We start from the raw sequence: 16,560 nt of genomic DNA on the forward strand, positions 1-16,560 counted from the left end.
AAAATAGAATTGCACATGAAACAACTTTTTGAACTGGAACTAGAATTTGATGAGCTGGCTGCAGGTGAAAGAGGCATACTGCTTAGCAAAGCATCGATTGACTATAATGACTACAAAAATAAGGTGAGGGTATTTATTGGTGACTGTGATCTTGTCCAATCAAACGACCCTTTCAGTGAAAGAATTTTGGTTCCATTTCATTGTACAGTAGTTGTGCACCCTATGTGTCACCTTACTTACCTTATGGTTGAAGTTGACTTTGAAGAAGAAGAGAGAGTGAAAATTTATCAGTTAGATAAACATTCAAATAATGGTATCAATCAAACATTCTCAGGGGAGGAAGGCCCAAGTGCCAATTGGACTTTGCTCAATGATGATGAAAAACATATCAATGATGATTATAAAGCCCAAATGCTGCTGGATTTCCCCAAAGATTTAAATGAACTCCCATTTACCTTTTTTGTGGAGGCTCACTTTCAGATAAAGGGGTCAAAAAGTGAATTGCCATTTAAGCAACGCGACTCTGCCAATCTATTGACAGCTTTGAAATAACCTCTTAAGCTCAAGGGTGTTTTTAGGTGTTTTTAGTTTCTCTAAGCCATCGTCAGTTTGAGCGATCGATGCTATATAGGATAGGTATAAAGGGGAGCGCATGCACTTCCAAAGAAATTCACTTTGTTCAATTAAGCTCAGTACCTCTTCTACGCTACATTGACTTTTGTTTCCCAATGCCTTTTTTAAAAATAATTTTCTCGATTCTGCACCAAACCCCATCAATTCCCAGTTACTCTGAACTACGTTTTGGTAAGGCTCAAAGGCAAAAACAGTAGCTAGAATCGTGTAGTTCAAGCCTTCACCTTCTCCAACCAGATACTCAATAAGGTTTTCTTTTTGTTGTGCTTTAAGTGAATCAAACCCGTCCAAAATGAGTCTGTAGCCATCCTTTACATTTAAGAACTCAATAACCTCTTGAGGAGATTTGTGCGGAAATAGTTCTAAGTGAATGTAATCATTGAGATCACCTGTAAAGGATTCCTCGGCACAGTTGACATAAATAGGAAGAAGCAGGTTTTTTGGAGAGTTGGCCCATTGGTTACAATACCATTTTGCTATTGCAGTTTTGCCAATACCTGAAGGACCAAGCAAGGAGCATCTTTTGGGTTCTTGAAAAAAGTGGTTGGTAATTTTGTACTCATTCACCTGGTGCAGTTTTCTATAATGTGGAACCTGAAAAGAAGTATGATTGAAATTCTTGTAAAGCCGGATCAGAGTTTCTTGAAGAGAAAGGGGCTCTAGGTTTATTTCCTTCAGGTCTGCTGGTATTTGGTTATCAGTTCTTTTATAACCCCGGTCAGTTTTAAAGTCATGCCAGTTGTTTGGGAACTTTGAGTTATTCTTTTTGGAGGCAATAAAATGACAAATCAGATCTAGGCGTTCTTCCATATTTATTCTGATCGATTTATTGTCTAGGGGGTAATTTCCTCGGTAATATTTTTTGATCCATTCATAAAAAGTTTTGCCTTTAGGAGCGTTAATGTGTGATTTATTTTCATCAGTACTCTGTAATCTATGATGAATAGAGTGTCCTTCCAAGACGTCATAGAGTCTATCGAAATGAGACACCTTCCATTGTGATATAGGCTTATCCACAACTTCAGAAGCCTGAGTATCTGCCATAATATCCATCAATTCCCTGAATATTGGATTTACCACTTTTCCCATCCTTCTAAATAAAGCATTTTCTGACGAAATCTGATCAAATCTGATCAGATCATACCCACTTCCTTTTAGCCGTAACATTGAAATACAAAACGGTCAGGGCAAAGAGCTAGCCGGAAAAACAGAAGGTTTTTCTGATCGACCTGACACAGCGCTAACGGACGAATTCCTACTGGTTTCTAAAGAGTGATAAGCCTACAGGAATTGAGTCCAAAAGACTCACTCGCATTTGTGAACCTCTAATCGCCCGACTGATCATTGGGCAATCTGAGGGGAGCAACAACAAAATACTAGCGAGATGAAAAAGCTATCAAAAACATTGCTGATTGCCTTCATTGTTTCACTTGGTGTTATTGCTTGTGCCGATCACGCTGAAGACATTCGCCCAATGAGCGTTGAGTGTTCTGAAGGCAGTGGTCAGTTGGAAGATATAAAGAGCACTGAGGAAGAAGATGAATGGGAGACAGATTCAACAAAAGTAGGTTAGGGTTTGATTATTAGTAGATTAAAGCTCCTCTTAGAGGAGCTTTTTTTATATTGTTTCTTCTTAAGGAAAGCAATGAACATATTTAGAGAGATTAAGTCAATGTTTTTTTTGATAGTGATGGGGTTGCTATCACTTATTCAATATGAACTAAAGGGGCAAGAACAAACAGCAGCCTTGCTTTTAAATGAGGGGGTTACTTTTGCTAAGTCAAAAAGTTACGACAGTGCTATAGTTAAGTTTAATGACGCTCTGAATTTTGCGGTACAACAAAACGACACGGCAAATATTTTAAAAAGCTACAGAAACCTAGGCTTGTCTTACAGATATGTAAATCAGCCCTTAAAAAGCATTAATACTTACTTAAGAGGTTTGGAGTTAATTGGTGATAATGATGCTTACAGTATAATTAAGGGACGGTTTTTAAATAGTTTAGGCTCTATCTATATGGCTACGAATAGTTTTGAAAAAGCCAAAGCTAGTTTTCTACAAGCTATAACTCAAATGCCAGAAAGTAATTCTTATCATATTTGGTTGAATAACTTAGGTAATGCAAACCTTGAACTTGATGATTACGATTTGGCTATTCAAAATTTTAGAGAGAGTCTTGCTCTTAAAAGGAATTTGGGATTAAAAGAGGAAGAGAGAGTTGTGGTCTATAATAACTTGGGTGAGGCTCTGTTGCGTTCTGACCAACTTGTCGAAGCAAAGATATTTTTGGATAGTGCACTATTATTTCGAGAAGCTGATTCCGCACAGGATAAAGTTCCCATTTGGAACAATCTCACTTGGTACTATATGAAGGTAGGTAGCTCCCAACAAGCCGAGCGATATTTGTTATTGAGTTCTAAGGTTATTGATCAATCTATTAATAAAGACAAAGTTAAGTACTATTGGCTTGGGAAAAGCCTAGCAGATGTGGTAGGTGACTACAAAGGTTATGTAAAATATGATATGATGCATGACAGCTTGAATGACCTAACATTTAAGGAATCTAGGCTGATGCTTCAGGAAGCTCAAAGCGAATATGAAATTGACCAAAGAGAAAACCAACTGAACCAGCAAGAAGAGCTCCTTGCTGCTCAGCAAACCATAATTACCAAGAACACCAATTTGCTCATTTTGGTCATCATTATTGCCCTTATAGTACTTGGGTCGGCCATCTATTTTGTGTTGCTGAACAGCCGCAACAAAAAGTTGAGAATGCGCAACGAACTCCTTGTCCGTGAACAAAATCACCGAGTTAAGAATAACCTTCAAATGATTTCCAGTTTGCTGAGTTTACAGGCTGGCAAAGCTCAAGATGAAATTTCTAAATACGCCTTGAAGCAAAGCCAAGGAAGGATTCAAGCCATCGCCCTTTTAAATCGTTCTTTATACGACCAAGAAGAAATTGGTGATATTGATTTGAAGGTATACATCTCAGAACTCATCACAGAAGTCATTAACTCCATTACTGATACCGAAGTGAAGTATCAATTGGATATTGATGACATCAAACTTGATTTAGAAAAAACCACCAGCCTTGGGCTCATCATCAATGAGCTAATTGTCAACTCCGTAAAATATGTTCAGCAATCGGTAACGGAGTTCAGTCTTTCTATAAAAGCGCAATCCGGTAAATTTTCACTGGAATATACAGACAACGGAGAAAACTTTGATTTACAAGCTTACCAAAACTCAAAGTCATTTGGGAAGAAGTTGGTGGAATTGCAAGCCAAGCAGTTGAAGGGGAAATCAAAAATAAGTAATGATTCACAGTTCAGGTATCAGTTGAATTTTAGTTAACATGAAGAAATGGTTAGTTCGCAAGAAGAAATACCAGTTTCAACAGGCTTTCTTCAATAGTAGTAATTATTGTTTATTTTAGACTTTTGATACTGTGCAGGCATGAAAAAGTCAATAATTACAGTCGAAGATAATCTTGTGGTTGCGGAAGACCTTAAGGATAAGCTCGAAAGCCTTGGCTACGAGGTGCTGGGCAATTTTCTTGACCCTACTGAAATTGTTGAAGTCCTAAACCAACGTACTGTTCACCTACTTGTGGTAGATATTCTCCTCGGTCAGGAAAAGACAGGTATAGATGTGGTAAAGGAAGTTTATTCTCATTTTCAAATTCCAGTTGTTTATTTAACCGCCAATAGCGAATCGGCCATGGTAAAAATGGCCATGGAAACACACCCTGCGGCTTATCTGATTAAACCTTTTAAGTTATCAGAGTTTGTTATCAATATTGATTTGGCCATTAAGAATTTTGAAAACAAGAAGAATACAGATGAATTAAAGAATGATGATTTTAAGGTTACGAATGAAGCTATCTTCATTCCCGATAACCAAATGCACATTAGAATTAACAGTAGCGACATTTATGCTGTTGAAGCTGATGGTTCTTACATAAAAATTCTAACCCGAGATAAAAAATATCAAATTTCTTCCAACTTAAAGAATTTCACCAAACAATTTGTGGACTCTCGTTTTGTGCGCATTTCCAGAAAGCACTTGGTTAATAAAACCTATGTTGAACGAATTAACGGAAATACCATTTATCTAGGTGAGTATGAATTTCAATTTTCTAAACTCAACCGACAAGAAATTCTCAGTCACTTTAAAATCTTAAAAACAAAATAGACCCTGAGAATCATAATTACTAGCCTCGGTTATTTTTTGGTATAAGGGTTTTCCTCTTTAGAAAACCTGAATACGTCAGCTCTAATTTTTATTTCAGTCTGAAAAACCTCCCTTCATTATAGTGTGTGATAGCTACTAAAAAGGCAGATATTCAAAATATACCCATTTATAGGTATTGATATTTACTTTTTTGTTATGCCTCAAATAATCATATTATAGACGGCAATTACACTAAAAACGAAATATTGTGTTGTACACAAACTGAATCTTACGGTTCATGAATTGATTTGAGCTAAATGTCTTTCAATCAGATACTTTCGGTCAACATTGAAAACATGAACCAATGAAATCAGTAAATGAACGCCTAAATTTTTTATGTAAATACAGAAGCGCAATCGCTTTATGTATTTTGACTTTCTGTGGCTTAGTTATTTCAAATTCAGCTATGTCGCAGGAAGAAAGCAACACTTCTGACAATACCGATAAATTATCGATTGGTTTTGTTGGAGGCGCCACACTGAACTCTTTCAATTTCAATGGCATGATGCTGGGATTTTCTTCCGGTGCTTACTTTAAGTACCAACTCTCTCCCGCACTTGATCTTCAACCCGAATTAAAATACTCCATGCTTGGGGGCGTAAGAAGAAACGCCATACAGGATTATTCGAGTATTGGAGGGAATGTAAATTCCATTGAGCTATTCAATCGGGGTGTACAAATCAGCACAGTAGATATTCCAGTGCTGCTTCGTTTTTCACCCAGTGCGTTTAGAACCGAGAATTTCACTCCTCGAATTCTGGCCGGAGGTTACTTTGCTTATGCCTTTGACTTGACTGAACATCAGGACAAGCTCTTTAATTTTTCGGATGGAACTCGCGTGTTTACATCTGGGCTAATTCAAGATGTATCGGATTACTACGAAAAAGGCAACTATGGCTTTATAGTCGGGTTTGGCCTTGAATTTACAGGTGCGACAAACGCCTTCGGAATTGATTTACGCTATAGGCAAGGAATCAACGAGAGCAGTTTGGTAGGCTTTGCCCCAGAATACATGGCGGGCAGCATTAGAATGAGCAGCCTGAGTATCGATTTTTCATTCCAGATTTTCCATTAACACAACTTTAGAAAACTTTAATAACCTTAATTAGTCATGAAAACGAATAAAATTAATTTAATTATTTGCCTGCTCCTGGCCATGGTCATGGGGGTAAGTGCATGTAGTGATGAATTTGACGAGTCGGAATTCATCAAAGAACAAGCCGATTTGGCTGAAAGTAAAGCGGCTAAAGACCATGAACGTGCGCTAGCTGTAATTCAAGCACAACTTGACGCTACTTTGGCGGCCATAACGGCTCAAGCCAATGTAGATACTGAGCTGGCTCAGTTACAAGCACTTTTAAATAAAGAGCTTGAAATGTTAAGAGAGTCATTATCGCAAAAAGAAGATTCTCTAAGCGCGGCAAATTATTTAGCTGCCTATAGAGCTGCTGGATTGTTTACAGAGTTTAAAGTACTCGTGAATAATCGAGATGGTGAGCCACTGGCCGATGCAGAAGTTAGAGTTTCTTCTATTCCTGATGCAGTAACTACAGGAGCTGATGGTTCTGCTGTATTTACCGATGTAGTGGTTGGTAACAATACCCTTACAGTTTCTTCTGATGCTATCTTGGATTTTAGGGCCAATGTACTTTTTAATAGATTAAATCTGCTCTCTATAGGGACTTCAACTATTGTAGAACCAGCAACTGCTCTACTTGCCCTTAATTTATTTGCAGATATGACTTCAAGCGATGAGGTAGGTACAATTTCAGGAACAGTGACAATTGAAACCGATTTGACTAATGATACACCTGAATTTCCTGCAGGAGCTGTTGTTAGCGCAGATCTCAGCAATTACTTGATTACCAACGATGTAATTGCTTTTCAAGACCCTATTCTAGGAGCGGTTAATGGAATGGCTTTAACGGAAGGAAACTTAGGTGTTGGAGAAATAGACCCAACAACTGGGAATTATGAGTTGAAAGTTCCACTTGCTGGAAATTCAAGTTCTGTCAATTTGATTTTCCCAGAGATAACTACTGACCAAACATTAGCTATTTCTGAAAGAGATGGGAATGATATCCCAGCTGAAATTGCAACCGTTCCGACTAGGTTTAATTTGAATGTACTTGCTGAAGAGGTTGACGATGTGATTGGTTTTGAAGTGTCAGTCAATGAGCCCGCTACATTAGGGTCTGGCTTTGAAATGGCCTTCACCCCAATGGCTTTTGATATTAATAACTTCAGTAGGACTAACTTGACTGATATTAATGGACAAACCTCAATATTTTCAAATGGCTTTACAAATGCAGCTCAAGTTAGGTTTAAACTTACGTCTACGGGTGCAGGGTATACTTCAACACCATCGTTGCGTATAGGTAGTAATACAGTAGGGTATGGCTACTTAGAAGGTTATTTAACTTCATTAAATGTAGAGGAAGATGGTTCGGCATATGGAAATGAACAAAATGTAATGCTCACGGCTTATGCTTATTTTGGTGGGAATCAAGTAATAAACTTTGGATCGAAGAATATAACTTCTCAGGCAGATGGAACACTCCCTGAAACCATATTAATAGAGGAAGGTGATTTTAACTTTACAAAAAATACAAGACAAATAATCACACAGAAAATAGATTCTATAGGTATTGTAGTTACAGGTGTTGGCGCTGATGCTGTGGTTCGTCCAAATGTTAATCTTTCTGTTTATGGGTTCACTATAGATAATGCACCTGATGCTAGCTACACTACTTTTCCTAGTCTAACATTTGTTGGTGGCGGAGCTACTACGCAAGCTGTTTTAGAAATTACTACTTATAATAGGTATGATATGAATATTTCTAATTCTGGAACAGGTTATACTATAGAACCTTCTATCGAGATTACAGGTAGCTCTGTAAGTGGCTCACAGGTATCGCTTTACCAGTCAAATCAAGTTGAATATTATTCAAAATCAAGTCAATTTCCTATAGGACCTGTAACTTTAAATTCGTTCATAGAGAGAGATGGAGCGGGAGGTTTGACTTCTCAAAATGATGGATTTAGAGCTGCTACTGATGCTGGTATCTATTTCGAATCTACTCCAAGCATTAGAATTAACGATCTTAATGCTGTTCAAATGGTTGTCAATGTTGCCGTTAATGATCCTGAGGAAGGAGATCTTACCGCTTTTGTTTTAAATACCGGAGATGACTATGATGCAAATAGAACCGTCACTGTTACACCTAGAATAGCAGGAGTTGGCGGTTCAGGCTTCCAGTGGATATTTAACGATACCTTTAATAATTCCACAGGAGAGTATTCATTTAACTCCAATGAGATTGTTAATAATGGGGCTGGCTATAAGCAGAATTTGAATATTGATAAAAAGAACCCTAATACTGGGAGTAACATTATTAACGTGACGATTAGAAGAGGTGAGACCACTAATCAAAATGTTGACTACGGTACCGGTGTTCGTTTAGAAAACGTTGGTGGAGATAACTAATTTGTTATAATAATAGGCAGGCTTGCTTTATGAGTCTGCCTATTTTTTTCTCTTGTTAGGGCATTCCTGTCCTTTTGTTTAAGTGTCTATTTTTTCAACCAAGCTAATTCTTGTAATAATGAAAGTTGTGTTTCAGCTTAATCCCGGAAAAAACCTTGATGAGATTAAAGCATTTTTTAAAGATTTAGAGAATAAGGGAGAGGTGGAGCTTATTAATGTTAGTGATTTGAGCGAAGGAAGTGTTCGGATGGAATATGAGAGTTTCGAATACAGTTTTTCTTCAAATTTAAATTACGAAGAAGACAACGGAAAGGTATTGGTAGAGGCTATTTTTGTTCCAGATAGGCATTCTCACATACGAATCGAAAAACAAGATATATACTTTGTAGAGGCTGATGGTAGCTATATAAAAGTGTTTACCAAATCGAGGAAATTTCATCTTTCATCAAATCTAAAAAGCTTCTCGTTACAGTTAAATGACAGCAGCTTTATTAGAGTAAGCAGAAAGCACTTGATCAATAGTAGACATTTGCACAAGATTAACGGCAACGTGCTACATGTAGGTCCATATGATGTCTTGCTTAGTAAAAACCAACGAAAGAATATTTTGGATAGATTCCCTATTCTTCACACCAAAACACAGACATCATTATAATGAAATTTAAAAATATTCAGTGTGGTGAGTGTGTATAAAGGCGGCTAGTGCTTGCACTTCCGCCTTAATATTTAGTAGGTTGAGTCAAAAGCAAGGCATACGGCCTTGCTTTTTTAATTTCAAGGTGAATTCTTTTAATCCTCCCATCTCCAATCACCACCAATTTGTAGCTTCAGCTTAAGGTCATGACCTTCTAAGAAAGCTTTGGTTTCGGCATCGTTTAGTTTTTCGGCAGGAAGTGTTTCGGCATTGGCCAAAGCGTAAAGCATCATTGAGCTAAAACGCACATTGTTTACCATATGCTCTTTGTTTACTAAGTCGAAGGAATCACAATCGGCATGGTAGCAACCATAAATGGCGCGGTCTAATCTTGAGCTTGGTGCAGTATAAGGAATTCCTTGTAACATAAATGGCTGATGATCACTGTGCAGCCCAGCACCATTGCTAACTGCGTTGGTGTAGGTAGTAGAATCAATCGCCATGATTTCTTTTCCAACAGCCTTAAAGAAAGCTTCGGCTTCTGGTCTTCCGCCTGTGCCAAATCCAGCAGGATTACCCGACATGTCTTGATTCATTACATACTTAATTTGATCGATGGTGCCATCTTTAATGGCTTCGTCTACCATAAATCTAGAACCCAGTAAACCTTCTTCTTCGCCCATAAACATTACAAATTGAACAGTTCTTTTTGGTTTCAAATTCAAGGCTTGGAAAGTTCTAGCCATGTCTAATACAGCAAATGAACCAATACCATTATCGATTGCACCAGTTGATAGGTCCCAAGAATCTAAATGTCCGCCTACAATAATTTTCTCCTCAGGAAACTCTGAGCCCTTGATAGTGGCAATCACATTTCTCGCTTTAATTAATCCCGATTGGTTGGTCATTTTAATAGAAGCAAATTGGCTTTTTGAAGCCAAAGTTTCTTTCAAGGCCATACCGTCTTCTTTTCCTATACACACCGCAGGGATTGGAATAAGGCTACCCGTTACCGAAGCTGTTCCGGTAAGTAAAACGCCTCCATCCACTTGGTTAATGATAATGATACCAATAGCGCCATATTTAGTGGCTAAAGCAGTTTTTTCAGAACGGTGTAAACCAGGAGTTCCTTTTGGGCTATCTGGCAAAGTACCAATATACACCAAAGCGATTTTCCCCATAACGGCATCAGGTCTTGCTTCGTAGTCAGCATCAACGCCATTGCCCATGTCTACAATTTCAGCAGTAACATCTGCCGAAACAGGAGAGTGTGCCAAAGTAACAGCAGGCACAGTTTCCAATTTGCCTTTGGCGCCAATCTGCACATCAATATCTCCTCTCGACCATGATTCTACTTCAAATGGTTGGAACTGAACGTCCGTCATGCCATAGCCTTTCAGTAGGTCATAAGTGTATTGTTCGGCCTGAGCGCCATTTTCAGAACCTGTAAGTCTGTGGCCAATGGTTTCAATGGCATCTCCTAAAGTTTCGTAGGCTTTAGAGTTGGCCAAAACTTCTTCATTAATTTTTTTGAAAACCGTGGCTTGGTCATCGGCCTTTGGTGAGCAGGCCGTAAAGACTAGCGCAGCGCTAAAGAGTATGCAGAGTGTTTTTTTCATAGTCATAAAAATTTGGAGGCGGAAGTTAAAAAAGAAATCGGAGCAGTGTAGCCACTTTTACACGATCGTTCAGAATTAAATGATGCAATCTATAACTGGCTAGTGCTCAAATCCTTTATTCCTTCCCCTTTGAGTTCCTTTAGATAGATTAATTTTGTTTCTTTGCCCAAAAATTAACCAGCATAAATTTAAAGAAATGTCAAGATTCAGAAGTGGTGTACTTTATGGCCAAGAGCTTAAGGATTGTTTAGCTTATGCCAAAGCGAATGAGTTTGCGTTACCAGCAGTAAACGTTACTGGTACAAACACAATCAATTCAGTTTTAGAGGTTGCGGCCAAAGTGAATTCACCAGTAATGATCCAGTTTTCAGTAAGTGGTGCCGCTTTTTATGCTGGCAAGTCACTTGCAAATGACGACTACAATGCATCTATTCAAGGTGCTATTTCTGGTGCTATGCACGTGCATCAAATGGCCAAGCATTATGGTGTTCCTGTAATTCTTCACACCGACCACGCTGCCAAAAAATTATTGCCATGGATTGACGGCCTTTTAGAAGCCGGTGAAAAATATTACAAAACACATGGTCAGCCATTGTACAGCACGCACATGCTCGACCTTTCTGAGGAAACACTTGAGGAGAACATTTCTATCAGTGTTGAATATTACAAAAGAATGCATGCCCTTGAAATGGGTATTGAAATAGAGTTAGGAATTACGGGTGGAGAAGAAGACGGTGTTGATAATACAGATGTAGATTCTTCAAGACTGTACACTCAGCCAGAAGAAGTTGCTCAAGCTTGGGACGCTTTAAGACAAGTAGGAGATATTTTCACAATTGCCGCTTCTTTCGGAAACGTACACGGTGTTTATAAGCCAGGCAATGTTTCTTTGAAGCCTGAAATCTTGAAAAACTCTCAGGATTATATCAAAGCTAAATTCAATACGGAAGACAAACCCGTATTCTTCGTTTTCCACGGTGGCTCTGGTTCAGCACCATCAGAAATTAAAGAAGCTACATCTTACGGTTCAATCAAAATGAACATTGATACAGACATTCAGTGGGCATTCTGGGATGGTGTTCACAGCTATTACAACGATAAGAAGGATTACCTTCAGGGCCAGATTGGCAACCCAACAGGCGATGATTCTCCAAACAAAAAATTCTACGATCCACGTGTTTGGTTAAGAAAAGGAGAAGAAAGCATTGTGAAAAGATTAGAGGAAGCCTTCAGCGATTTAAATTGCATGAACAGAAACTAAACTTTATTTCAAAAACTAAGGTTAAGAGAGCAACTACAGGTGGTAGTTGCTTTTTTTTATGCCCTAATTATCGGGTGCGCAGTATTATAATTGTTAGAATACTTGTTATCTTAAAAGGATGAAACAGTTTTCCGACCTTTTGTTTCTGGATATAGAAACAGCCGCAGCCTATAAAAGCTTTGATGAATTACCCGAAAGAATGCAGAAGCTTTGGACCAAAAAAGCTGCGTTCTTACGAAATCCAAATGAACTATCTCCAGCCGAGTTGTATGGCCAAGCAGGGATTTATTCAGAATTTGGAAAAATAATTTCCATTGCGGTGGGCTATTTTAAAGAAGAAGAAAATGGATTTTCGCTTAGGGTGAAGGACATATCTAGCCACGATGAAATTGAAATTTTAACCGAGTTTAAAACCTTAGTAGAAGAAAAATTTAAATCGAAGAAATTAAGGCTTTGTGCACATAATGGTAAGGAGTTCGATTTTCCATATATCGCCCGAAGAATGATTATAAACGGCATTGAAGTGCCTAAAACACTTCAAATGTCGGGGAAAAAGCCATGGGAAATTCCGCATTTAGATACCATGGAAATGTGGAAGTTTGGAGACTATAAACACTTTACTTCATTGGATTTGTTGGCAGCCATTTTAAACATTCCCACTAGTAAAGACGATATTGATGGAAGTCAAGTAAATAGAGTGTATTACGAAGAAAACGATTTGGAGAGAATTGCGAAATACTGTAAAAAGGACGTTATTGTGCTCGCGCAGGTATTTTTAAAGCTCAATCAATTTCCTGCAATAAAAAATGATGACATTTTCATCATCTAGAAAGATTCATGTTCTCCCCACCTTTGCTTAATTTCTAGCATATTTTTAAACATTATTAAATAACCCCTTTATGGGTAATAGAAGAAAAAAACAAACAAATACAAATGGCTCCGATCGCGGAGCTAAACAAGTACAGCCCCTCATCCTCGATTTCCTCGGTGAACATCCGGGTAGAGGATATCAGATCAAGCAGATATTAACGGCCCTTGGGGTCAGAGATAAAAACTCGAAGAAAATTGTAACTGAAGCCATTTTCCGATTGGAAGATATAGGCGCAATTAAAAAACTACGTAACGGCTCTTTTGCCCTCGATAAGAGTGAAAGAGAAACCATTACAGGAACAGTCGATTTTGTGAACGCAAGGTTTGCCTACGTAACCCCCGATGGTGGTGATGAGGATACCGCTGATATTTGGGTGTCGATAGACGATACCAATGGCGCCATGGATGACGATAAAGTCAAAGTGGTATTGAAGAACAAAAAGCATGGAAAGCATGCTGAAGGTAAAATTGTTGAGGTACTGGAAAGAAACCGCGATGAGTTTGTGGGTCGACTGGAAATGTCGAGCCGATATGCTTTCGTGATTTCCGATTTTAGGAAAATGTTTTACGACATTTTTATCAACTTAAAAGACTTAAACGGTGCGAAACACAATGATAAAGTCATTGTGAAAATTACCCAGTGGCCCGAAAGGAATAAAAAACCTGAGGGAGTGGTTACCAGAGTGCTTGGAAAAGCAGGTGAACACAATGCTGAAATTCACTCTATTATTGCCGAATTTGGCTTGCCTTTGGAGTTTCCAGAAGGGCTAGAAACCGCTGCCGAAAACATTTCAGATAAAATTACCAAAGCAGAAATTGCTAAACGTAGGGATTTTAGAAATGTGACTACCGTAACGATTGATCCTTTCGATGCAAAAGATTTTGACGATGCGTTATCGGTTCAAAAACTGCCAAACGGAAATACGGAAGTCGGAATTCATATTGCTGATGTAACGCATTATGTAACGCCAAATTCGGAACTCGAAAAAGAAGCCGTAAACAGGGCTACTTCGGTGTATTTGGTAGATCGTACCATTCCGATGTTGCCTGAAAGGCTCTCGAACGGGCTTTGTTCACTTCGACCTAATGAAGATAAACTTACGTTTTCGGCTGTGTTTGAATTGGATGAAAACGCCAATATCAAAAACGAATGGTTTGGCCGAACCATCATCCATTCCGACCGAAGGTTTACTTATGAAGAAGCCCAAGAAAGAATTGAATCTGGCGAGGGTGACTTTGCTGAAGATATCAATCACTTGAATAAGTTGGCACTTCATTTAAAGGACAAACGCTTTAAAAATGGCGCGGTGAATTTTGAAACCGTGGAAGTAAAGTTCGTACTTGATGAAAACGGTAAGCCATTAGGTATTACTCCGAAAGAAAGAAAAGATGCACATAAGCTGATTGAAGAGTTTATGCTCATGGCGAATAAGCGTGTGGCTGAATTTGTGTTTAAAAAAGGAACAAGAGACAAACCAAAAACTTTCGTTTACAGAACCCACGACAATCCAGATCCTGAAAAGTTGAACACCTTTTCAAACTTTGCCGTACGCTTTGGGCATAAATTGGATGTAGAACGTCAAGGGATTTCTAAATCACTCAATGCATTAATCAGTGAAATTGAAGGAAAGCCTGAGCAGAACGTTTTGCAACAATTGGCCATCCGCACTATGGCGAAAGCAAAATATACCACGGCCGAAAATGGTCACTTTGGTTTGGCTTTCGATCATTATACGCATTTCACTTCGCCCATTAGGCGCTACCCCGACATGATGGTGCATTGTCTGCTCCAGCATTATTTGGATGGCGGTAAATCGGTAGACAAAGAAGAAACTGAAGAACTCTGTATTCACGCTTCGGAACGAGAAAAACGCGCTGCCGATGCAGAACGTGCTTCTATTAAATTCAAACAAGTTGAATTTATGGCCATGGCCGAAGATAAAGTTTTTGCAGGGATTGTTAGTGGTGTTACAGAATGGGGTATTTTTGTGGAAATCACCGAAACCAAATGTGAGGGCATGGTAAGAATGTCTGACCTCACAGATGATTTTTATGAGTTTGATGAACAAAACTATCGTGTGATTGGTAAACGAAACAAGAGAATCATTACCCTTGGCGATAATGTAGATGTTAGAGTAAAAGCTACCGACATTGACAGAAGAACCATCGATTTAACATTTGCAGAGGATGACCGAAAATCACCTAGAGCTGGTTCAGCTCATAAATAAAAGACTAGAAGAACGGAATTATGGTAGCGAGCCAAAGGAGCTTTATGATCCTATAAGATATATTATGTCTTTAGGTGGAAAGCGAATGCGCCCTTTGCTCGTGCTTTTGGCTTATAAGCTTTTCAAAGACGATCCCGAAACGGTTGTGGACCAAGCCTTGGCTGTGGAGGTGTTTCATAATTTCACTCTAGTGCATGACGATATTATGGACAATGCCCCTTTGCGAAGGGGTAAAGCCACAGTGCATGAAAAGTGGGATGCAAATACCGCCATTCTTTCAGGTGATGTAATGATGGTAAAAGCTTACGACATGCTTTTGGATGCTCCGGCCAACCTTAAACAAATAGTACACGATTTTAACGCTTGTGCTGCTGGAGTTTGTGAAGGACAGCAACTGGATATGAATTTCGAAACGTTAGCTACAGTAGATGAGTCGGCTTATATCAATATGATTAGGCTAAAAACCGCAGTGCTTTTAGGTTTTAGCTTGAAGCTAGGCGCCATGCTTGCTCAAAGCTCAAAGGAAGACGCTGAGTTGTTGTATGACTTTGGAGTGAGTATTGGCATTGGTTTTCAATTGAAGGACGACTTGCTGGATGTATATGGTGATCAGGCCAAGTTTGGGAAGCAGGTAGGAGGAGATATTATTTCTAATAAAAAGACTTTCCTTTTGCTAAAGGCACTTGAATTGGCCAATGAAGATCAAAAAAAGCAACTCGATTATTGGTTGGGGCTAGAAAAGTTTGATGCTGTGGCTAAGGTGGAAGCGGTGCGTACTATTTATGACGCCATTGGCATTGAAGCTTTAACCAAAGCCAAAATGAACGAATACTTCGATCATGGTTTTTCAGATTTGGAACAACTTGATATTGAAGAAGAAAAACGAGCTTCGCTGAAGAGGTTTGCAGAATACTTAATTGATAGAGAACACTAAATGCAGGTTACCTACATATTGATGGCCGTAATTGGCTTGGTCACGTATTTTGCTTGGGAGCGACCGGAATTGCATAGGCGTTTAATGCTTAATCCGTACACTGTTGTTCATGAGAAGAAGTATTATCAGCTCATTACCTCAGGTTTCGTACATAACAATGGCATTCATTTACTTTTAAACCTATTTACGCTTTACTTTTTCGGACTGGCAATAGAACAAATATTCTATACCTACTTTGGAGAGTTAGGCCTTGTGCTGTATATCCTTCTTTTTATTACAGCTGTTATTGTAGCAAATATCCCCACAACGATAAAACATAAAAATAACTACAACTATAATTCACTTGGGGCATCTGGTGGGGTTTCGGCCTTGGTAATGGCCTTTATTCTGTTTGACCCGATTAGAGACCTGTGTCTCTATGCCATCATCTGTTTGCCAGGCTATATTCTAGGCGGACTCTTTATTGTTTACTCCATTATTATGAGTAAGCGAAATACAGACAATATTAACCATGATGCTCATCTTTTTGGTGCCATCTATGGCGTTATCTTCACATTACTCCTTCGCCCTTCTACCTTTTCATATTTTATAGAGGCTATTTTTTAAATCAATTAAGTAGGAATAGAGATATTTTTTTGTGTTTTAGCTATGAATAAA

Annotated in this window: 14 protein-coding genes; 12 read left to right on the forward strand and 2 right to left on the reverse strand. The window is 38.6% G+C overall.

Annotated elements, in window-relative coordinates; all coding sequences use genetic code 11:
* The first annotated feature begins 15 nt into the window (after window positions 1-15).
* A complete protein-coding gene (locus OB69_RS04390; protein ID WP_053222488.1) occupies window positions 16-552 on the forward strand; it encodes a hypothetical protein in 537 nt (178 codons plus the stop codon).
* On the opposite strand, the gene OB69_RS04395 is transcribed toward OB69_RS04390, so the two are convergent.
* Window positions 532-1,800, reverse strand: a complete 1,269-nt coding sequence (locus OB69_RS04395) for an NACHT domain-containing protein (RefSeq protein WP_053222489.1) — start codon at window positions 1,798-1,800, stop codon at window positions 532-534. The genes OB69_RS04390 and OB69_RS04395 overlap by 21 nt on opposite strands.
* 217 nt (window positions 1,801-2,017) lie before the next feature.
* Here OB69_RS04395 and OB69_RS04400 point away from each other — a divergent pair, with 217 nt between their 5' ends.
* From OB69_RS04400 to OB69_RS18410, 6 genes are all read left to right on the forward strand, one after another.
* Window positions 2,018-2,206: a hypothetical protein gene (locus tag OB69_RS04400; RefSeq protein WP_053222490.1), complete on the forward strand. Its 189-nt coding sequence runs from the start codon at window positions 2,018-2,020 to the stop codon at window positions 2,204-2,206.
* 72 nt (window positions 2,207-2,278) lie between these two features.
* Window positions 2,279-3,991 carry a tetratricopeptide repeat-containing sensor histidine kinase gene (locus OB69_RS04405; protein ID WP_082338067.1) on the forward strand — a complete coding sequence of 571 codons (1,713 nt, stop codon included), beginning with the start codon at window positions 2,279-2,281 and terminating at the stop codon, window positions 3,989-3,991.
* A 102-nt stretch (window positions 3,992-4,093) separates the two neighbouring features.
* Complete coding sequence (locus OB69_RS04410; protein ID WP_053222492.1) at window positions 4,094-4,831, forward strand: LytR/AlgR family response regulator transcription factor; 738 nt, start codon at window positions 4,094-4,096, stop codon at window positions 4,829-4,831.
* Between the two features lie 445 nt (window positions 4,832-5,276).
* Window positions 5,277-5,945, forward strand: coding sequence for an outer membrane beta-barrel protein (locus OB69_RS04415; RefSeq protein WP_053222493.1), 669 nt, complete (start codon window positions 5,277-5,279; stop codon window positions 5,943-5,945).
* A 36-nt stretch (window positions 5,946-5,981) separates the two neighbouring features.
* Window positions 5,982-8,357 (forward strand): carboxypeptidase-like regulatory domain-containing protein, encoded by a 2,376-nt coding sequence (locus OB69_RS04420; protein ID WP_053222494.1) that lies wholly within the window; start codon window positions 5,982-5,984, stop codon window positions 8,355-8,357.
* 118 nt (window positions 8,358-8,475) lie between these two features.
* Window positions 8,476-9,012, forward strand: coding sequence for a LytR/AlgR family response regulator transcription factor (locus tag OB69_RS18410; RefSeq protein ID WP_053222495.1), 537 nt, complete (start codon window positions 8,476-8,478; stop codon window positions 9,010-9,012).
* Window positions 9,013-9,146: 134 nt separating this feature from the next.
* Here the strand turns inward: OB69_RS18410 and OB69_RS04430 are convergent, their stop codons facing one another.
* Window positions 9,147-10,610, reverse strand: coding sequence for a M28 family peptidase (locus tag OB69_RS04430; RefSeq protein WP_053222564.1), 1,464 nt, complete (start codon window positions 10,608-10,610; stop codon window positions 9,147-9,149).
* 196 nt (window positions 10,611-10,806) lie between these two features.
* Here OB69_RS04430 and fbaA point away from each other — a divergent pair, with 196 nt between their 5' ends.
* The 5 genes from fbaA to OB69_RS04455 all read left to right on the forward strand — a co-directional run bounded on the left by fbaA (window position 10,807) and on the right by OB69_RS04455 (window position 16,509).
* A complete protein-coding gene (gene fbaA, locus OB69_RS04435; RefSeq protein ID WP_053222496.1) occupies window positions 10,807-11,871 on the forward strand; it encodes a class II fructose-bisphosphate aldolase in 1,065 nt (354 codons plus the stop codon).
* A 118-nt stretch (window positions 11,872-11,989) separates the two neighbouring features.
* Window positions 11,990-12,700 carry a 3'-5' exonuclease gene (locus tag OB69_RS04440; RefSeq protein WP_053222497.1) on the forward strand — a complete coding sequence of 237 codons (711 nt, stop codon included), beginning with the start codon at window positions 11,990-11,992 and terminating at the stop codon, window positions 12,698-12,700.
* Window positions 12,701-12,770: 70 nt separating this feature from the next.
* Window positions 12,771-14,969 carry a ribonuclease R gene (gene rnr, locus OB69_RS04445; RefSeq protein WP_053222498.1) on the forward strand — a complete coding sequence of 733 codons (2,199 nt, stop codon included), beginning with the start codon at window positions 12,771-12,773 and terminating at the stop codon, window positions 14,967-14,969.
* A complete protein-coding gene (locus OB69_RS04450) occupies window positions 14,929-15,903 on the forward strand; it encodes a polyprenyl synthetase family protein (protein WP_053222499.1) in 975 nt (324 codons plus the stop codon). The genes rnr and OB69_RS04450 overlap by 41 nt, the downstream gene beginning before the upstream one ends.
* A complete protein-coding gene (locus OB69_RS04455; RefSeq protein WP_053222500.1) occupies window positions 15,904-16,509 on the forward strand; it encodes a rhomboid family intramembrane serine protease in 606 nt (201 codons plus the stop codon).
* Window positions 16,510-16,560: the final 51 nt, after the last annotated feature.

The organism is Roseivirga seohaensis subsp. aquiponti, from assembly GCF_001267955.1.
Classification (GTDB): domain Bacteria; phylum Bacteroidota; class Bacteroidia; order Cytophagales; family Cyclobacteriaceae; genus Roseivirga; species Roseivirga seohaensis.

What these genes read in the sequence shown, in the direction of transcription:
- OB69_RS04440 (WP_053222497.1), top strand. Translation starts at nt 11,990, where the DNA reads ATGAAACAGTTTTCCGACCTTTTGTTTCTGGATATAGAAACAGCCGCA.
- OB69_RS04430 (WP_053222564.1), bottom strand. Translation starts at nt 10,610, where the DNA reads ATGAAAAAAACACTCTGCATACTCTTTAGCGCTGCGCTAGTCTTTACG.
- OB69_RS04415 (WP_053222493.1), top strand. Translation starts at nt 5,277, where the DNA reads ATGTCGCAGGAAGAAAGCAACACTTCTGACAATACCGATAAATTATCG.
- rnr (WP_053222498.1), top strand. Translation starts at nt 12,771, where the DNA reads ATGGGTAATAGAAGAAAAAAACAAACAAATACAAATGGCTCCGATCGC.
- OB69_RS04395 (WP_053222489.1), bottom strand. Translation starts at nt 1,800, where the DNA reads ATGTTACGGCTAAAAGGAAGTGGGTATGATCTGATCAGATTTGATCAG.
- OB69_RS04455 (WP_053222500.1), top strand. Translation starts at nt 15,904, where the DNA reads ATGCAGGTTACCTACATATTGATGGCCGTAATTGGCTTGGTCACGTAT.
- OB69_RS04420 (WP_053222494.1), top strand. Translation starts at nt 5,982, where the DNA reads ATGAAAACGAATAAAATTAATTTAATTATTTGCCTGCTCCTGGCCATG.
- OB69_RS18410 (WP_053222495.1), top strand. Translation starts at nt 8,476, where the DNA reads ATGAAAGTTGTGTTTCAGCTTAATCCCGGAAAAAACCTTGATGAGATT.
- OB69_RS04400 (WP_053222490.1), top strand. Translation starts at nt 2,018, where the DNA reads ATGAAAAAGCTATCAAAAACATTGCTGATTGCCTTCATTGTTTCACTT.
- OB69_RS04450 (WP_053222499.1), top strand. Translation starts at nt 14,929, where the DNA reads ATGACCGAAAATCACCTAGAGCTGGTTCAGCTCATAAATAAAAGACTA.
- OB69_RS04390 (WP_053222488.1), top strand. Translation starts at nt 16, where the DNA reads ATGAAACAACTTTTTGAACTGGAACTAGAATTTGATGAGCTGGCTGCA.
- OB69_RS04405 (WP_082338067.1), top strand. Translation starts at nt 2,279, where the DNA reads ATGAACATATTTAGAGAGATTAAGTCAATGTTTTTTTTGATAGTGATG.
- fbaA (WP_053222496.1), top strand. Translation starts at nt 10,807, where the DNA reads ATGTCAAGATTCAGAAGTGGTGTACTTTATGGCCAAGAGCTTAAGGAT.
- OB69_RS04410 (WP_053222492.1), top strand. Translation starts at nt 4,094, where the DNA reads ATGAAAAAGTCAATAATTACAGTCGAAGATAATCTTGTGGTTGCGGAA.